This window comes from Rhodococcus sp. WWJCD1 (assembly GCF_002258735.1).
Lineage (GTDB): Bacteria > Actinomycetota > Actinomycetes > Mycobacteriales > Mycobacteriaceae > Rhodococcoides.
On record NZ_NOXY01000014.1, the window covers coordinates 52,224 to 68,221 of the forward strand.

Sequence of the window (15,998 nt, forward strand, 5' to 3'; positions counted from 1 at the left end):
GATGCATTGATGCTACATAGCAACAACTAGTGTTGCAATGTTACATTCTGCGACCGAGGGTGACGTTAGGATCGGACAATGCATCCAGACGGTGACGACGGGCCGATCCTCGATGCCGCGTTGGAGTTGTTCGGCGAGGTCGGGATTCCCAGAACGACCATCGGGGACGTGGCCAAGCGCGCCAAGATCAACCGGGTGACCGTCTACCGCCGTATCGGCTCCAAGGACGAGCTGGTGCGGGCGGTCATGGCGCGTGAATCGACGAGGCTGTTCGTCGCCGTGGCGGCAGCGGCCGCCGAGCAGTCGTCACCGGCGGATCGAGCCGCGCACGGATTCGCGACGACGATCGATTCGGTGCGAACCAACCCTGTTCTGCTCAAGATGTTCGATTCCGAGAGTGCGATGGTGCTCGAACAGTTGACGACCAATGCATCGACATTGCTCGCGTCCGCGATAGACGCTGCCGCCCAGATTGCCCGGGGAGGGGTGGGCTCGGATAGTTTCGCAGTACCCGACGCCCCGGAAATCGTGGTTCGCGTCGTGCATTCGATTCTGTTGACGCCTGCCGCCGGCGCAGCCCTGGATACGTACGACGACTTGCTTGCATTTGCGCACCGCAGCATCGTGCCGCTTCTCGTAGGTGCTGGCTAGCGAGCTCCGGTCTCAGGCTCGCGGCACGTACGAGTCGAGCACCCGCAGCAGTAGATCCTTCAGTTCGGCCCGATTGCCACCCGGTGTAGGCCTGGCGATCTCGTGCAGGGTGTAGCCGTCGATCAAAGCCAGGAAATGCCGAGCCGGTAGATGTGGTTCCGGGATGCCGAATGCCCCGAGCGCCGACGCCACCGAAACCCCGCGTGCATCCAGCGCCTATGGCAGCATCAGACCAATGGTCGGGAAGCCAGACGCAACCGAAAGCAGCCCACCATGCGCAAGACTCTCACTGCAACGCTCGCCGCGGCGGCCGCGATACCCCTGACCTTCCTCGCCGCAACACCAGCATCAGCAGCACCCGGCGACATCAGCGCCGTCTTCACCACCACACCGAACCCCGGCGGCAGCAACACCGTCACCGGCACCTTCACCGCCACCGGAGATGACACCATTCCGTACACCTGCACGATGTTCGACGGCGGTGCCTTCGGTGCAAATGGCCAGTACCTACTTATCGCCAACACATACGACGTCGACTCGTTGACTCGTTGACTCCCAGCATGACCGTCATCGATACCGACGTACCCGATGGCACCTACACAATCGACTGGTTCTGCCTACTCTCAGAAGACGGTAACGACAACGGCGGTGTCGACGGGACCTCACAACCTGTAGGGCAGGACGGTTACAGCGCGCCGTCGACACTCGTGGTCCCAGCAGTCGTACCCGAGGAACCCGAACCCGTCTGCACCGGCTCCGTCTGCCTCCCCACCGGATCGTTCGGCTTCTAACCCACCAACCCGTGGTGCCCCGCCACAATCAGGTTGCGGGGCACCCTGCACATGCCTCACGAGACGAACAACCACAGACAGAAAACGAAAGCTGCCGCGACACCGAGCCCGGTCACGCTCCGTCGCTCCCGCACAATCACCTTTACAGCCGTACCCCACATCGCGCCGCCGTAGAGCACCAGCTCCGGCGGCGTCCCACGTCCCGGCAACACAACGCCACAGCTCGCAGGCAGACCCTAGCGGGCCACACGCACCCCTGCGGGCTGCACCGATTCGAACTGCGCTGCGCACTCAACAGCGTCAAAAAGAATCAATTTCTGTTGACGTTGGTGGCTTATCCGAGCATCCATCACCCGTGGCCGCCGCCTCAACTCGGCTGTTCGCATTCCCACGTGGTCACTGCAACAGTCAAACGCTGCACCAGCCTCGGGCTTCCGCGTCTACCTACCGGCGTACAAGCCTGGGGCCAAACTCCCGGTAAGCGTTCGGAATCGTGACCGTTCATGCTGAACGGTCACACTCCAGCAACAGTGACGGACAGGCGAGAGATCGGAGGTGCTCACCTTGGGTGTGCATGTACTCGACACTCTTGTCCGTCCGGTGACCGAGATACCCGCCGGGCAGCAGGCCGTACATCCCGAGCAGATCGCGATGTCGGCCGCGGGAACCGCCGGGGGCACGGCACTGGTGCTGGCCCGACTGGGTGCTGCGGTACACACCGCGGGAGTCGTCGGTGGTGACTCGGCAGGCACGTTTCTCCTCCAGCTCCTCGCCGATGACGGAGTGGACGTCTCCCTGGTGCATCGTCTGGACGGGGTGCAGACCTCGGCGTCGGTGTTGCCGATTCGGCCGGATGGCTCGCGACCGGCCTTGCCAGTGATCAGTGCCAGTGGCTATCTGTCTCAGCATGTTCCGTGGAAGATGTTTCACAACGTCGACTTCTTGCATCTCGATGGACCGGAGTTCTTCGGACCGGACACCGCGCGCGACATCGCGCGCCGCGCCCACGAGGACGGTGTCGTCGTGACCGTCGACAGCTTGCGCCGTCTGTTCCCGAGGGCCTCGGTGCTTTCGCGCCCGCACTCCCGTACGTCGACTACCTACTGCCGAACGACGAGCAGGTCCTCGGCTGGACCGGCTGCGCGACCCTCGAGGAGGGGCGCCGCCGACTGCTCGAGCTCGGTGCGTCCTGCGTCGTCGCCACTGCCGGGGCCTCGCCGACGCTCGTCGTTACGCCGGACGAGACCGTCGAGGTACCCGCGTTCGCTGTGGACGTGGTGGATACCAGTGGATGCGGAGATGCGTTCTCGGCAGGGTTCGTTCGTGGCTTGTCGCTGAGCATGAGCCTCGTCGACTCAGCCGAGTTGGGCAACGCGACCGCCGCACAGGTTGCGCAGGGTCTCGGTACCGACGTCGGGACCTACGACCTCGACTTCGTTCGGAAATTTGCCCGCACCTGCAGGACCATCTGATGCCGGCCGACGCCACGATCGAGGACGTCACGCTCGTCGGGATGGACGGCGCCGTGCACGCGGGCGCATACGAGCCGACATCGGAACTGGGCCTGCACTTGGGCATCTATTCGTCGTCCGAGGTTCGGGCTGTGGTGCATGCGCATTCTTCTGCGGCAGTTGCTCTTTCGCTCGTCACCGACGAACTGCCACCCGTGCACTACGCGCAGTTGGCCCTCGGCGGCCGGGTCCCGGTGGTGCCGTTCGCGCCGTTCGGCACAGTCATGCTCGCGGACGCGGTGGTGGCGGCGATGGACTCCAAGTCGGCGGTCATCATGGCCCACCACGGGTCGGTGGCTACCGGTCACGATCTCGAGGCGGCGCTGTCGAACATCGAACTGCTCGAATGGCTGTGCGGGGTATACCTATCGGCTGCGTCGGTGGCCCGCCCACGTGCTCTCACCGACGCACAACTAGCGGAAACTCTGGACGAGGTGGTGCGTCGGGCTTACGGAACCACGTCACCCGTGCCATGAGACCGACCGATAACGTCGGTGTCACAGGGACGCTCCGAGCGCATCCTTCGCCACGTGCGCATCCCGCAAGTCCCGCTTGAGTATTTTGCCTGCCCCGCTCATGGGGAGGGCGGTGACGAACTCGATGGTGCGCGGGGTCTTGTATCCGGCAACGTAGCTGCGGGTGTGCTCGCGCAGTTCGGCAGTAGTGGGCGAGAGTCCCTCGGCCAGAACGACACACGCGTGTACGCGCTCGCCCCACTCCTCGTCGGGCACACCGATCACAGCGCAGGCCAGCACCGAGGGGTGCAGGCTCAACGCGCTCTCCACCTCGGCGCTGTAGACGTTCTCGCCGCCCGTGATGATCATGTCCTTGAGTCGATCGACGACGAACAGGAATCCAGCGGCGTCGAGGTAGCCGACGTCGCCGGTGTGCATCCATCCGTCGCGAATTGCCGCGGCAGTCTCTTCCGGCTTGTTCCAGTAACCCAGCATCACGTGTCCACCGCGGACACAGATCTCGCCGACCGAGCCGGTGGGCATCTGCTCGTCGTCGGGTCCGAGAATCTGGATCTCGGAGTGCGGGGCCGCGCGTCCGGCCGAGCCGATGCGTTTGCCCACATGGTGTTCGGGCCACAGCAGCGACGCGACCGGCGCAAGTTCTGTCATGCCGTAGGCCTGAGTGAGGCGGGCCTGCGGGAGCCGGGCGAGGGTGCGTTCGAGGACGCCGGCGGAGATGGGTGATCCTCCGTAGAGCACGCGGCTCAGCGACGAGGTATCGAACGCGCTCAACGTGGGGTGATCGACGAGCAGCTGAATCATCGTGGGCACCAACAACACATCGGTGATTGAGTGCTGTGCGATCGCGCCGAGGACCGCGGTCGGCTCGAAGAACGGAACCATGACATGGGTGCCACCGAGCATGACCTGACCCACCCACGCGGCCAGATCGGCCAGGTGGAACATCGGGGCTGCGTGGAGAAGGACGGAGGCGTCGTCGAGCAGCTGTCCGGTTGCCACCGTTCCCAGGCCCGAGGTGACGAGGTTCGCATGCGAGAGCATGACGCCCTTGGGGAAGCCGGTGGTGCCACCGGTGTAGAAGAGGCCGGCAAGGGCGTCGCCGCTGCGTCGCGCGTCGGGAACGGGATCGTGGGATGCGACGAGGTCCTCGTACGAGACCATGCCCTCGGGGGTGGCACCGTCCCCGCAGTAGACGATGGTCTGCAGGCCGGCGCATGCGGGGCGCAGTGCCGGGACCATGGCACCGAAGGTGTCGTCGACCAGCAGGACCTTGGTGTCGGAGTCGTTGAGCGCATACGCGACCTCCACAGGCGACCACCGGATGTTGACGGGGTTGAGCACGGCGTCTGCCCACGGCACCGCGAGCAGGTATTCGGAGTATCGGTCACTGTTGAACGCCAGCATCGCAACTCGATCGCCGGACTCCACGCCGATGGCCTGCAGGCCTGCCGCCAAACGCGCCACGCGGTCGATCTGTTCGGTGAAAGTCCGAGTGCGGTCGCCGAACACCGTCGCGGCCCGGTTCGGAGTTGTCGCCGCAGAGCGATGCAGGCCTTGGGTGAGATACATATCGAGTCCCTTGTGCGAGAGGGGGCGAGGGTGCCCGGGTGAATACCGTCACAGTTCCACCTTGTTGGCACGGTGTCAATAGTGAACGCATGGCTCGACGGGTGTCGACAGTCCGCGAAAATGGTTGTCTGGCTAACGTTCCCGGGAGTCGTCCATGGCGTCGACGGTACCGAGAACCGTCACGAGTACATCGGTCAACAGGGTCTCGACCTGCTCCCGGTTCAGCGTGCCGCGCACGAGCCATTCACGGCCCGCAGCCTTCACCATGCCGCCGAACGCCCGCACCGCGGAGGTCGCGATTCGACGGTCACCGCCTCTGCCTTCGAATGCCGTTGCGTCCAAGACTCGTTCGGCCGCAAGATCGTCGGCCTCGTCCAGAATCTGTGCCACCTGCTCGTCGACGCCCGATCCGCTGGCCATCGACACCCACGCCGTACCGTGGGTTTCGATTACGCCGACCAGCCAGTGGACGCTGCCGCGGGCTCGTTCCTCGAGCGAACCCGTGGGCAGGTGTACGTCCTCGATGGGCGGAACGGTGACCAGAAAGCGAACGCACTCGAGGTACACATCGCGTTTGCTGCCGATGTAGTGGTGGATGAGTCCGCGGGCCACCCCGGCCGAGGCGGCGACGTCCGACATCGACACCTCGGCATAGGGCTTGTCTCCGAACAAGCGAACCGCGCTGGCCAGGATCTGCGTGCGTCGCTCGTCCGGTTCCAAACGATTCCACTTGGGTGCGCTCGAGGCCGGCATGGTTCTCATGATCGCACCGAACCGATGCCGCGACGCGTCAGAGGTACCGCTCGGTGCGTGCGCGCAGCGACCTCGGCACGACGAACCGATCGCCGTACCGTGCCCGCAGTTCGTCGGCCCGCCGCGTGAATCCGGGGAGACCGCCGTCGAACTGATTGACGAACTGCAGCACACCTCCGGTCCAGGCCGGGTAGCCGATGCCGAGAATGGAACCGATGTTCGCATCGGCGACCGTACGCAGGACACCCTCGTCGAGGCACGCGATCGAATCGAGCGATTGCGCGACGAGCATACGATCCATCATGTCCTCGAACGAGATTCCGTGATCGGGTCGGTGGTAGTGCTCCACCAGGCCTGGCCACAGTCCGAGCTTGGTGCCGTCCTCGGCGTACTCGTAGAACCCACGTCCCGCCTTGCGGCCCGGACGATCGAACTCGTCGATCAGGCGATCGACCAGCGGGTAGGACTCCGAGACGATCCACCCTCGTCCGTCGACGCGGGCGGCCTCGGCCATGCCCTCTCGGATGTGGCGCGACAGAGTCAACGAAATCTCGTCCATCAGTGCGAGCGCGCCGGACGGGTAGCCGGCCTGCAGCGCAGCCTGTTCGACGGTGGCCGGGTGTACACCCTCGGCGACCAACGAGATCGCCTCGTCCATGAATCTGCCGATGACCCGAGTGGTGAAGAAACCGTGACTGTCGCCGACAACGATCGGCGTCTTGCCGATGAGCCGTACGAAGTCGAACGCGCGAGCCAGAGCGGAGTCACTGGTGTGTTCGCCCACCACGATTTCCACCAAGGGCATCTTGTCCACCGGGGAGAAGAAGTGCGTGCCGATGAAGTCGGAGGTACGCGAGACTCCCTGGGACAGTTGGGTGATCGGAAGCGTCGAGGTGTTCGAGCACAGTAGTGCGTCGGCGGTGAGGTACTTGTCCACATCTTCGAAGGCCTGCTGCTTGACGGCGGGATCCTCGAAGACGGCCTCGACGACGAGATCGCACCCCTCGGCGTCGGCTGCGTCGGAGGTGGTCGTGATGAGCGCGAGCACCGCATCGGCGTCGGCCTGGGTCGTGCGTCCCTTCGTGACGGCCTTGCCGAGAATCGCACGCGCGTAATCCTTTCCGCGCTCGGCGGATTCGATCGAGATATCGCGAAGCACTACGGGAACCTTCGCCGAGGCGACAACGTAGGCGATGGCGGCACCCATCATTCCGGCCCCGATCACCAGCACTTTCTCGGGTACCCGGTGTGGTTCGGCGCTGGGACGAGAGCCTCCCTTGCTGATGGATCCCAGATCGAAGAACATCGATTGGATCAGGTTGCCCGAGACGGCTCCGCAGGCGAGTGAGGTGCAGTGCCGGGTTTCCACCAGCGACGCCGACTCGAAGTCGAGAACCGAACCTTCCACGGCCGCAGCAACCACCGCGATCGGAGCGGGCATGGGTGCACCCTTGACCTGCTTGCGTACCGTTGCCGCGAAGGCAGGCAGCTGCGCAGCCAGCGCGGGTGAGGCCGCGGTGCCGCCGGGAATCTTGAATCCCTTCTTGTCCCAGGGCTGCAGCGCTTCGGGATTGGCGACGATCCAGGCACGTGCGTTCGCCATCATTTCCTCGTGGGTGTCGACGACCTCGTCGACGAGTCCGAGTTCGAGGGCCTGCGCGGGCCGATACCGCTGGCCCTGGCCCACAACCTGAGTCAGAGCCTCGACGATGCCGAACATCCTGACCGTTCGGGTGACGCCGCCGGTGCCGGGCAGTAGACCGAGCGTCACCTCGGGTAGGCCGAATCGAGAATTGTTTCGGCTCAGTGCGATTCGGTGATGACAGGCCAGTGCGATCTCGAAGCCGCCGCCGAGCGCGGTGCCGCCGAGTGCTGCCACGACCGGTTTGCCCAGCCGCTCGAGGCGACGAAACTTGTCCTTGGTGAAATCGAGGGCGTCGGCGATCACCGCATGATCGGACGGACCGGCGTCGCGCAGCAGCTCGAGGTCGCCACCGGAGAAGAACGAATCCTTCCCCGAGGTGACGATGATGCCGTCGTACGCATCGAGGTTGGCCTCGAGCCAGTCGACGGCCTGTCCGAGCGACTCGCCGAACGCGGTGTTCATCGTGTTGGTGGCCTGTGTCGGATCGTCGATCGTCAGTACGAGTACGCGGTCGGTGCCGATCTCGCCGGTGATCGTGGGAGTCCGCAGGTCGCATGCAGTGTTCATCGAGGTCCTCGGGTTGTTGTTCTCTCGCAGGGTGATCACAGGCGCTCGATGATGGTGGCGACGCCCATTCCTGCACCGATGCACAGCGTGATCAGTGCGTAGCGTTCGCCGCGGCGCTCGAGTTCGTCGAGGGCCATTCCGGTGAGCATGGCTCCGGTTGCGCCCAACGGGTGGCCCATCGCGATCGCGCCACCGTTGACGTTGATGCGGTCGTGGTCGATGTTCAGCTTCTTCGCGTAATTGAGCACCACCGAGGCGAATGCCTCGTTGACCTCGAACACCGCGATGTCGTCGAGGGTGAGTCCCGCAGCGGCCAGCACCTTGTGGGTGGCCGGAACCGGACCCGTGAGCATGAGCGTCGGATCCGATCCTGCGACAACCCCGGCCACGACGCGTCCGCGCGGGGTCAATCCGCCTGCGCGACCGGCTTCTTCGGATCCGATCAGAACCATCGCGGTGCCGTCGACGATGCCGGAGGAGTTGCCGGCATGGTGGACGTGGTCGATGCGCTCGACCTCGGTGTACTTCTGCATGGCGACCGCGTCGAATCCGGCGAGCTCGCCCATCCGGTCGAACGACGGTTTCAGGGCAGCGAGATCGGCCGTGGTCGTCTCCGGTCGCATGATCTCGTCGTGATCGAGCATCAGCCGGCCGTTGGCGTCGAACACCGGGATGACGGACTTCTCGAAGTGGCCCATCGACCAGGCATGCGCCGCTCGTTGCTGACTACGCACGGCATAGGCGTCGACCGCGTCGCGGTCGAACCCCTCGATCGTCGCGATGAGGTCTGCACTGACTCCCTGCGGAACGAAGTAGCTGCCGTAGTTGGTCAGTGGGTCGCACGGCCATGCGCCGCCGTCCGCCCCGAGCGGCACACGAGACATCGATTCGACGCCACCGGCGACGATGAGCCGATCCCATCCGGACCGAACACGTTGCGCCGCAGTGTTGACGGCTTCGAGTCCGGATCCGCAGAAGCGGTTGAGCTGAACGCCGGTGACACTGTCCGGCAGCCCGGCAACCATCGCGACGGTTCGGGCGATGTCACAGCCTTGATCGCCCACCGGGGTGACGACACCGAGCACGACGTCATCGATCAGGGCCGGATCGAGCTGGGAGTGTCGAGAGAGCAACGTGGACAACGTGTTCGCGGCCAGGTCGACCGGTTTGACGGTGTGCAGAGAGCCGGAGCTCTTGCCGCGGCCACGTGGGCTGCGCACTGCGTCGTAGAGGAACGCCTCCATGGTGGTGGCCTTTCTAGAGCGAGCGGGAAATGAGGTCTTTCATGACTTCGTTGGCACCGGCGTAGATGCGGGCGATGCGGCCGTCGACGAACATGCGGGCGATGGGGTATTCCTCCATGTAGCCGTAGCCGCCGAAGAGCTGCAGGCAGCGGTCCACCACCTCGAACTGCCGGTCGGTGGTCCAGTACTTGACCATTGCAGCTGTCGTGACGTCGAGTGTTCCGGAGATATGTTGCGCCACAGCATCATCGACGAAGGTTCGCACGACGCGTCCGATCGTGGCGCATTCGGCGAGCTCGAACTTGGTGTTCTGCAGGTCGAACAGCGTCTTGCCGAACGCGTTGCGCGACTTGGTGTACTCGACGGTCTGTGTGACGGCTGCGTCGATCATCGCTGCGGCGGCGATGCCGCAGATCAGGCGCTCCTGGGGGAGTTGCTGCATCAACTGGGCGAACCCGCGACCTTCGGCGTCGCCGAGGATGTTGGCGGCAGGGATGCGGAGTCCGTCGAAAGAGAGTTCGGCGGTGTCCTGGCCCTTCTGGCCGATCTTGTGCAGCACTCGTCCCCGATGGAATCCCTCGGTGTCGTCGGACACCTCGGCGACGAGCAGTGACAGTCCCCGGGCTCCCGCGGACGGGTCGGTCTTGGCAGCGATGATGATCAGATCGCAATGGGCTCCATTGGAGATGAACGTCTTTGCGCCGGTGACGACGTAGTCGTCGCCGTCACGAACCGCTCGCGTGGTGATGCCCTGCAGATCCGAGCCGGTGCCGGGTTCGGTCATCGCGATGGCACCGATCCACTCGCCAGAGCACAGCTTCGGCAGCCAGCGCTGCTTCTTCTCCTCGGACGCGTAGGCCAGGATGTAGTGCGGAACGATGCCGCTGTGCACGCCCAACTGCATGGCCGTGTCGCCCGCTCGGACCTGCTCCTCGAACAGCACCGCCTCGTGACGGAAGTCGCCGCCACCGCCGCCGTACTGCTCGGGCACCGACATGCCGAGCAGCCCGAGGTTTCCCGCTGTGCGGTAGACGTCGCGACTGGGACGTCCGGCTGCCGCGAATTCCTCGCGGTGCGGCGCTACCTCTTTTTCGAAGAATCCTCTGGCGAGCTGGCGCACATCGGCGAGCTCGGTAGCGAGGTCGTCGCTGGTGCGGTCTGCGAGTGCAGTCATGGCAAGTCCTTGGCTCGAAGCGCCGACTTATTGGCGCTGTGCCAATAATGATGGCGCGACGCTGCCCTGGATGTCAACCAACGATGCTCCCCGCCCTGCCGAACTCGACGTTATGGACGGATTCGGGTCGGAATTCATCCACAACTTCGAGTTCGGCGGGGGACCGCTTCCGGAGTGTCTAGCTGTCGCCTGCTCGCAGTAGCGCGACATCCGAGACGAGCCGAATATGGTCTGCCATTGCGCGCCCGGCCTCGGCCGGGTCCTGTTGTCGCACAGCCTCGGCGATGCGCCGATGGCCTTCGAGGGAGGCCTGCGGACGGTCGGACTGCGACAGGGATTCGATTCGAGTCTCGCGAATCAACTCGGCAATTTCCCCCATGAGGCGGGCGAGTAGCGGGGAGTGCGCCGCTGCGGTGATCGCGTGGTGGAACAGTTCGTCTCCCGAGTCGCCGCGGTCGCCGTCGGTGATCTCCGACGCCATCACGGACACGGCGTGGTCGATCGCCGCCATTTCGCTCTCGCTGCGACGGGATGCGGCAAGCTCGGCGAGCTTGACCTCGAGTGCCTCGCGGGCTTCGATCACCTCGGGCAGACGGTCGGCGTGTTCGCGGAGGGCGCGAATTGCCATGTCTCCCACGGGTCGTCGCACCAGAACTGCGCCGTCGCCGTGGCGGACCGACAGGATCCCCTGCACCTCGAGCGCGACGAGCGCCTGACTCAGCGAGGCTCGACTGACGCCGAGGTGGCCGGCAAGTTCGCGCTCGGGCGGGAGACGATCGCCAGGGTTCATGTCGCGATCGGCGATGTGCTTGCACAGCTGTTCGACGATGACCTCGTACAGCCGTGGTCGGGTCACGGGGCGAATTTGCTCAGCCACTGTGTCACTCGCTCTCTGTTCCTCTGGACCTTCACCCTAGCCGTCATAAGTTACGTAACGGCCGACACATCCGGGCTTGACAAGTGATCCACTTCACTGGTTGAGTCCCTATTGACTCAGTGGCCAGTCCAATTAGCCACTGAAGATCTCGGGCAACCGCTCGAGTGCTACCAGAGACGGACCGGAGACCTTCGATGTCGACCGAGTTGATACCCATCCTTGCGCTCGTCGTCATGTTCCTCGCTGCAACCGTGTTCCCCGTGAACATGGGTGCGTTGGGGTTCGTGGCGGCGTTCTTCGTCGGAACTATTGCCGTGGGCATGGGTGCCGACGACATCATCGCCGGCTTCCCGAGCAGCCTGTTCCTCACGCTCGTCGGCATCACCTACCTCTTCGCCATTGCGCAGAACAACGGCACGGTCGACCTCCTGGTCCGCGGCGCTGTTCGACTCGTCGGCGGCCGAGTGGCCCTCATCCCCTGGGTGATGTTCGGCATCACCGGCGTCCTGACGTCGATCGGAGCGCTCGGGCCCGCTGCTGTGGCCATCGTGGCACCCATCGCCCTCGGTTTCGCCGCGCGCTACAAGATCAATGCCCTGCTCATGGGCATGATGGTCATCCACGGTGCGCAGGCGGGCGGTTTCTCGCCCATCAGCATCTACGGCGTGACCGTCAACAACATCGCCGCCAAGGCGGGACTGGTCAACAGTCCGCTCACACTCTTCCTCGGCAGCATGCTCTTCAATGCCGCAATCGGGGCTGCGCTCTTCATGTTCCTCGGCGGACGATCGCTCATCGGCCGCAGCGTGCACGACGAGGACGGCACCCGCCCCGACGGCGACACCGGCGGCGTCGGCGGCGGAGGTTCGCGGACGGTCATGCGCGGGTTCGGGTCGTCGACTCCCAAGCCGTCCGGTCAGACGGTCACCGTCGAGAACGCGCCGCCGCTGGCCACCGCGGTCAAGGCGATCACCTTCGATCAGATTCTCACGCTCATCGGCCTGGCATCGCTTGCGATCTTCTCGCTCGTACTCGATCTCGATGTCGGCTTCATCTCGATGACGGTCGCCGTGATCCTCGCTCTGGCGTCGCCCAAGGCCCAGAAGGGCGCGATCAACCAGATCAGCTGGTCGACGGTGCTGCTCATCGGCGGCGTGCTCACGTTCGTCGGGGTGCTGCAGGAAGCCGGAACCGTCGAATACGTCGGCGACGCAGTGGCCGGAATCGGCATTCCCCTGCTCGTGGCACTGCTGCTCTGCTACATCGGTGCCATCGTCTCGGCGTTCGCCTCGTCCACGGCGATCCTCGGCGTCACCATCCCGCTGGCCGTTCCGTTCCTGCTGGCCGGTGAAGTGGGGGCCATCGGAGTCATCGTTGCCCTGTCCATCGCCTCGACCATCGTCGACGTCAGCCCGTTCTCCACGAACGGAGCGCTGGTGCTCGCCAACGCCCAGGACATCGATCGCGACGTGTTCTACAAGCAGATTCTCAAATACAGCGCGCTGGTCGTGATCATCGGTCCACTGATCGCCTGGGGCATCCTGGTCGTCCCCGGCTGGATGTAGCCGTTCGGCACGTTCTCGGGCCTGGCAGTACTCGAACGATGGCGGCACGTGTACTCGGCGTGCCGCCATCACGCGTCTGAGCTGGGCAAAGACTCGTGAATCGTTACTTGACTTCTTCGGGAATCGCTGGTCCAATGGAATTGGATAGGCCACTGGCCCAATAATCCAATCCTCTCTGATTCAGCCCCCACCTCGCTTCGACGCAAAGGATCACTTCGATGCCCCTCAACACGACAGGCAGAACCGGACCGCTCGAAGGAACCGTGGTGGTCGATCTGACCCGCGCTCTGGCCGGCCCACACGCGGCGATGATGCTCGGCGACCTCGGCGCCGACATCATCAAGGTCGAAACTCCGAAGGGCGGCGACGACACCCGAGTCTGGGGTCCCCCCTTCGTCACTCCGCGTGACGCCGAGCGCGAGTCGACGTACTTCCTCTCGGCCAACCGCAACAAGCGGTCCATCGCCCTCGACCTGAAGACCGACGATGGCCGAGAAGCGTTGGAGCACATGATCGAACGAGCGGACGTCCTGCTCGAGAACTTTCGCACCGGCGTTCTCGACCGGCTCGGCTTCTCGCCCGAGCGCATCGCCGAGATCAACCCGCGCACAGTGGTGCTGTCGATCAGTGGGTTCGGCCACGACGGCCCCGAGGGCGGACGATCCGGATACGACCAGATCGCGCAGGGTGAGGCGGGGCTGATGTCCTTCACCGGCTCGAGCCCGGACGACGTCCAGCGGGTCGGCGTTCCCATCGCAGATCTCCTGGCCGGAATGTACGGAGCCTTCGGAGTTCTCGCGGCTCTGCGCGAGCGGGACCGCACCGGCCGCGGCAAGGTGGTCCGCACCTCGTTGCTCGCCAGCGTCGTCGGAGTGCACGCCTTCCAGGGCACCAAGTGGACGGTCGCCGGCGAGATCGGCAAGGCTCAGGGCAACCACCATCCGTCGATCTGCCCGTACGGCCTGTTTCCGACCTCCGATGGTGCCGTGCAGATCTCGGTGGGCAGCGAGGGACTGTGGCACCGGTTCTGCGAGGGCTTCGGCATCGACCCCGACCTCGAAGGCATGGCCACCAACCCGCAGCGGGTCGACAGTCGCGACGACGTCATCGAGCTCGTCTCCAAGATCTTCCGCACCTACGAGACCGAGCCGCTGCTGACTCTCCTCGACGAGATCGGTGTTCCCGCAGGCAAAGTACGCAACGTCCAGGAAGTGTACGAGTGGGAGCAGACCAAATCTCAAGGTCTGCTGGTCGATGTCGAGCACGCGACGCTCGGCAAGGTCACTCTTCCCGGGCCGCCGCTGCGCTTCTTCGAGTCCGACGGCACCGAGGTCACCGAAACCAACCACCTGGCACCGCCGGTACTCGGTGCCGACGACCAACTCGTCCGCGAATGGCTGAAAGAGGCGACACGATGACCAGAATGACCGCCATCGAACTGCTCGATCTGGTGATCGATGCCGACAGTTTCGATTCCTGGGACACCCCGACCGCCGATTACGTCGTCGACGACGAGTACGCGAGCGAACTCGCCGCGGCCCGCGAGAAGACCGGATTGGACGAGTCCGTACTCACCGGCTCCGCCACCATCCGCGGCCGCAAGGTGGCCATTCTGCTCGGGGAGTTCGCCTTCCTGGCCGGCTCGATCGGTGTTGCGGCGGGCGAGCGGCTGGTCAACGCGGTTCACCGATCGACCGACGAGCGCCTACCGCTGCTGGCGCTGCCGACCTCCGGCGGAACCCGCATGCAGGAGGGCACAGTCGCGTTCTTGCAAATGGTCAAGATCACCGCGGCGATCACCGCGCACAAGGCGGCGAACCTGCCGTACATCGTGTACCTGCGACACCCCACCACCGGTGGCGTCTTCGCATCCTGGGGTTCGCTCGGGCACGTCACCGTCGCCGAGCCCGGTGCCCTCGTCGGTTTCCTCGGTCCCCGCGTGTACGAGGCGCTGTACGACGCGAAGTTCCCCACGGGTGTGCAGACGTCGGAGAATCTTCAGGCGCACGGACTCATCGACGCCATCCGACCACCCGAGCAGCTCGGCGAGATCGTCGATCGGGCGTTGCGGATCATGACCGACATCCCGTCGTACCGCCCGCGCAGCGTCGAAGCGCTGGAGTGGAAGATCGAGGACGTGCCCGCGTGGACGTCGATCCTGGCTTCCCGCCGAAGCGACCGCCCCGGTGTACGCGAATTGCTGTTCAGCACCGCGGCAGATGTGTTGCCGCTCAACGGCACCGGTCAGGGTGAGTCGGACCCGGGTCTGATTCTCGCGCTCGTCCGGTTCGGCGACATGCCGTGTGTTCTCCTCGGGCAGGACCGCCGGGGTCAGACGACCAAGACTCCGCTCGGTCCCGCGGCGCTCCGCGAGGCTCGACGCGGAATGCGTCTGGCACAGGATCTGAAGCTACCGCTCGTCACCGTCATCGATACCGCTGGTGCCGCGCTGTCGAAGGAGGCCGAGGAGGGTGGCCTGGCGGGAGAGATCGCCCGGTGCATCGCCGATATGGTCGATCTCGAAACACCCACGCTGTCACTGCTTTTGGGTCAGGGAACCGGTGGAGGCGCACTCGCGCTGGTGCCGGCGGACCGTGTTCTGGCAGCCCAGCACGCGTGGCTGTCACCACTGCCGCCCGAGGGCGCGTCGGCCATCGTGCATCGGGACACTGCGCATGCGGCCGAGATGGCCACCAAGCAGGGAGTGCGCTCCCTCGATCTCTACCGCGCAGGCGTTGTCGACATCATCATTCCCGAGTTGCCCGACGCGGCAGACGAATCGCAGCAGTTCTGTGACCGGGTGGGTGCCGTCCTGCACCGGGAGCTCGCCGACCTGATCGCTCAGGATCCGTCGATGCGCATGATCGCCCGCGAAAAGCGCTTCAATCGAATCGGTTTCGCGGCTACTGCCTCAGCCTGACAACCCGCCCGGACCGACCACCCTCCACGAAACGAGACAACCATGACCGCCACGATCGCGGAGTCGAACTCGACAGTTCCCGAGGATTTCGTCTCCGGTCTCGAAGGTGTCGTCGCGTTCACCTCCGACATCGCCGAACCCGACAAGGACGGTGGCGCACTGCGCTACCGCGGCGTCGACATCGAAGAACTCGTCGCACAGAACGTCACCTTCGGCGACGTCTGGGCCCTGCTCGTCGACGGCGCATTCGGCCGC

The 15,998-nt window shown here is 64.9% G+C and carries 16 protein-coding genes and 1 pseudogene; 10 read left to right on the top strand and 7 right to left on the bottom strand.

What is annotated here, in order from left to right:
* Positions 1-78: 78 nt before the first annotated feature.
* Entirely contained in the window at positions 79-651 is a 573-nt protein-coding gene (locus tag CH286_RS10375; protein WP_094609169.1) for a TetR/AcrR family transcriptional regulator, read from the top strand.
* 12 nt (positions 652-663) lie between these two features.
* Here CH286_RS10375 and CH286_RS10380 read toward each other — a convergent pair whose 3' ends face one another.
* Complete coding sequence (locus CH286_RS10380) at positions 664-843, bottom strand: hypothetical protein (protein ID WP_094609170.1); 180 nt, start codon at positions 841-843, stop codon at positions 664-666.
* An 81-nt stretch (positions 844-924) separates the two neighbouring features.
* On the opposite strand from CH286_RS10380, the gene CH286_RS10385 reads away from it, so the two are divergent.
* The 5 genes and pseudogenes from CH286_RS10385 to CH286_RS10400 all read left to right on the top strand — a co-directional run bounded on the left by CH286_RS10385 (position 925) and on the right by CH286_RS10400 (position 3,429).
* On the top strand, positions 925-1,203 hold the full coding sequence (locus tag CH286_RS10385) for a hypothetical protein (protein WP_094609171.1): 279 nt from the start codon (positions 925-927) through the stop codon (positions 1,201-1,203).
* Between the two features lie 8 nt (positions 1,204-1,211).
* On the top strand, positions 1,212-1,442 hold the full coding sequence (locus CH286_RS10390) for a hypothetical protein (RefSeq protein WP_094609172.1): 231 nt from the start codon (positions 1,212-1,214) through the stop codon (positions 1,440-1,442).
* A 600-nt stretch (positions 1,443-2,042) separates the two neighbouring features.
* Positions 2,043-2,417 (top strand): annotated as a pseudogene (locus tag CH286_RS28155) (carbohydrate kinase family protein); the annotation flags it as partial.
* Complete coding sequence (locus tag CH286_RS28160; protein ID WP_255182633.1) at positions 2,357-2,914, top strand: carbohydrate kinase family protein; 558 nt, start codon at positions 2,357-2,359, stop codon at positions 2,912-2,914. The pseudogene CH286_RS28155 and the gene CH286_RS28160, both read left to right, overlap by 61 nt.
* Entirely contained in the window at positions 2,914-3,429 is a 516-nt protein-coding gene (locus CH286_RS10400; protein WP_052058621.1) for a class II aldolase/adducin family protein, read from the top strand. The genes CH286_RS28160 and CH286_RS10400 overlap by 1 nt, the downstream gene beginning before the upstream one ends.
* Before the next feature lie 21 nt (positions 3,430-3,450).
* Here the strand turns inward: CH286_RS10400 and CH286_RS10405 are convergent, their stop codons facing one another.
* The 6 genes from CH286_RS10405 to CH286_RS10430 all read right to left on the bottom strand — a co-directional run bounded on the left by CH286_RS10405 (position 3,451) and on the right by CH286_RS10430 (position 11,258).
* A complete protein-coding gene (locus tag CH286_RS10405; protein ID WP_037153015.1) occupies positions 3,451-4,998 on the bottom strand; it encodes a long-chain-fatty-acid--CoA ligase in 1,548 nt (515 codons plus the stop codon).
* Positions 4,999-5,130: 132 nt separating this feature from the next.
* A complete protein-coding gene (locus tag CH286_RS10410; RefSeq protein ID WP_329955199.1) occupies positions 5,131-5,760 on the bottom strand; it encodes a TetR/AcrR family transcriptional regulator in 630 nt (209 codons plus the stop codon).
* A gap of 28 nt (positions 5,761-5,788) precedes the next feature.
* Positions 5,789-7,963 (bottom strand): 3-hydroxyacyl-CoA dehydrogenase NAD-binding domain-containing protein, encoded by a 2,175-nt coding sequence (locus tag CH286_RS10415; protein ID WP_094609180.1) that lies wholly within the window; start codon positions 7,961-7,963, stop codon positions 5,789-5,791.
* 35 nt (positions 7,964-7,998) lie between these two features.
* A complete protein-coding gene (locus tag CH286_RS10420; protein WP_094609173.1) occupies positions 7,999-9,207 on the bottom strand; it encodes an acetyl-CoA C-acetyltransferase in 1,209 nt (402 codons plus the stop codon).
* Positions 9,208-9,220: 13 nt separating this feature from the next.
* Positions 9,221-10,381 carry an acyl-CoA dehydrogenase family protein gene (locus CH286_RS10425; protein ID WP_094609174.1) on the bottom strand — a complete coding sequence of 387 codons (1,161 nt, stop codon included), beginning with the start codon at positions 10,379-10,381 and terminating at the stop codon, positions 9,221-9,223.
* A gap of 178 nt (positions 10,382-10,559) precedes the next feature.
* Positions 10,560-11,258, bottom strand: a complete 699-nt coding sequence (locus tag CH286_RS10430) for a FadR/GntR family transcriptional regulator (RefSeq protein ID WP_094609175.1) — start codon at positions 11,256-11,258, stop codon at positions 10,560-10,562.
* 194 nt (positions 11,259-11,452) lie between these two features.
* On the opposite strand from CH286_RS10430, the gene CH286_RS10435 reads away from it, so the two are divergent.
* The 4 genes from CH286_RS10435 to CH286_RS10450 form a co-directional block, all read left to right on the top strand.
* Complete coding sequence (locus CH286_RS10435) at positions 11,453-12,823, top strand: SLC13 family permease (RefSeq protein WP_032405111.1); 1,371 nt, start codon at positions 11,453-11,455, stop codon at positions 12,821-12,823.
* A 218-nt stretch (positions 12,824-13,041) separates the two neighbouring features.
* Positions 13,042-14,241 (top strand): CaiB/BaiF CoA transferase family protein, encoded by a 1,200-nt coding sequence (locus tag CH286_RS10440; protein WP_094609176.1) that lies wholly within the window; start codon positions 13,042-13,044, stop codon positions 14,239-14,241.
* Positions 14,238-15,743, top strand: a complete 1,506-nt coding sequence (locus CH286_RS10445; RefSeq protein WP_094609177.1) for a carboxyl transferase domain-containing protein — start codon at positions 14,238-14,240, stop codon at positions 15,741-15,743. The genes CH286_RS10440 and CH286_RS10445 overlap by 4 nt, the downstream gene beginning before the upstream one ends.
* Positions 15,744-15,785: 42 nt before the next feature.
* The coding region (locus CH286_RS10450; protein WP_303396146.1) for a citrate/2-methylcitrate synthase at positions 15,786-15,998 on the top strand (213 nt) is incomplete at its 3' end.

Bases quoted from the DNA above. Each gene is read 5' to 3' on its own strand.
- CH286_RS10375 (WP_094609169.1), top strand. From the start codon at position 79: ATGCATCCAGACGGTGACGACGGGCCGATCCTCGATGCCGCGTTGGAG.
- CH286_RS10385 (WP_094609171.1), top strand. From the start codon at position 925: ATGCGCAAGACTCTCACTGCAACGCTCGCCGCGGCGGCCGCGATACCC.
- CH286_RS10390 (WP_094609172.1), top strand. From the start codon at position 1,212: ATGACCGTCATCGATACCGACGTACCCGATGGCACCTACACAATCGAC.
- CH286_RS10400 (WP_052058621.1), top strand. From the start codon at position 2,914: ATGCCGGCCGACGCCACGATCGAGGACGTCACGCTCGTCGGGATGGAC.
- CH286_RS10405 (WP_037153015.1), bottom strand. From the start codon at position 4,998: ATGTATCTCACCCAAGGCCTGCATCGCTCTGCGGCGACAACTCCGAAC.
- CH286_RS10410 (WP_329955199.1), bottom strand. From the start codon at position 5,760: ATGAGAACCATGCCGGCCTCGAGCGCACCCAAGTGGAATCGTTTGGAA.
- CH286_RS10415 (WP_094609180.1), bottom strand. From the start codon at position 7,963: ATGAACACTGCATGCGACCTGCGGACTCCCACGATCACCGGCGAGATC.
- CH286_RS10420 (WP_094609173.1), bottom strand. From the start codon at position 9,207: ATGGAGGCGTTCCTCTACGACGCAGTGCGCAGCCCACGTGGCCGCGGC.
- CH286_RS10425 (WP_094609174.1), bottom strand. From the start codon at position 10,381: ATGACTGCACTCGCAGACCGCACCAGCGACGACCTCGCTACCGAGCTC.
- CH286_RS10435 (WP_032405111.1), top strand. From the start codon at position 11,453: ATGTCGACCGAGTTGATACCCATCCTTGCGCTCGTCGTCATGTTCCTC.
- CH286_RS10440 (WP_094609176.1), top strand. From the start codon at position 13,042: ATGCCCCTCAACACGACAGGCAGAACCGGACCGCTCGAAGGAACCGTG.
- CH286_RS10445 (WP_094609177.1), top strand. From the start codon at position 14,238: ATGACCAGAATGACCGCCATCGAACTGCTCGATCTGGTGATCGATGCC.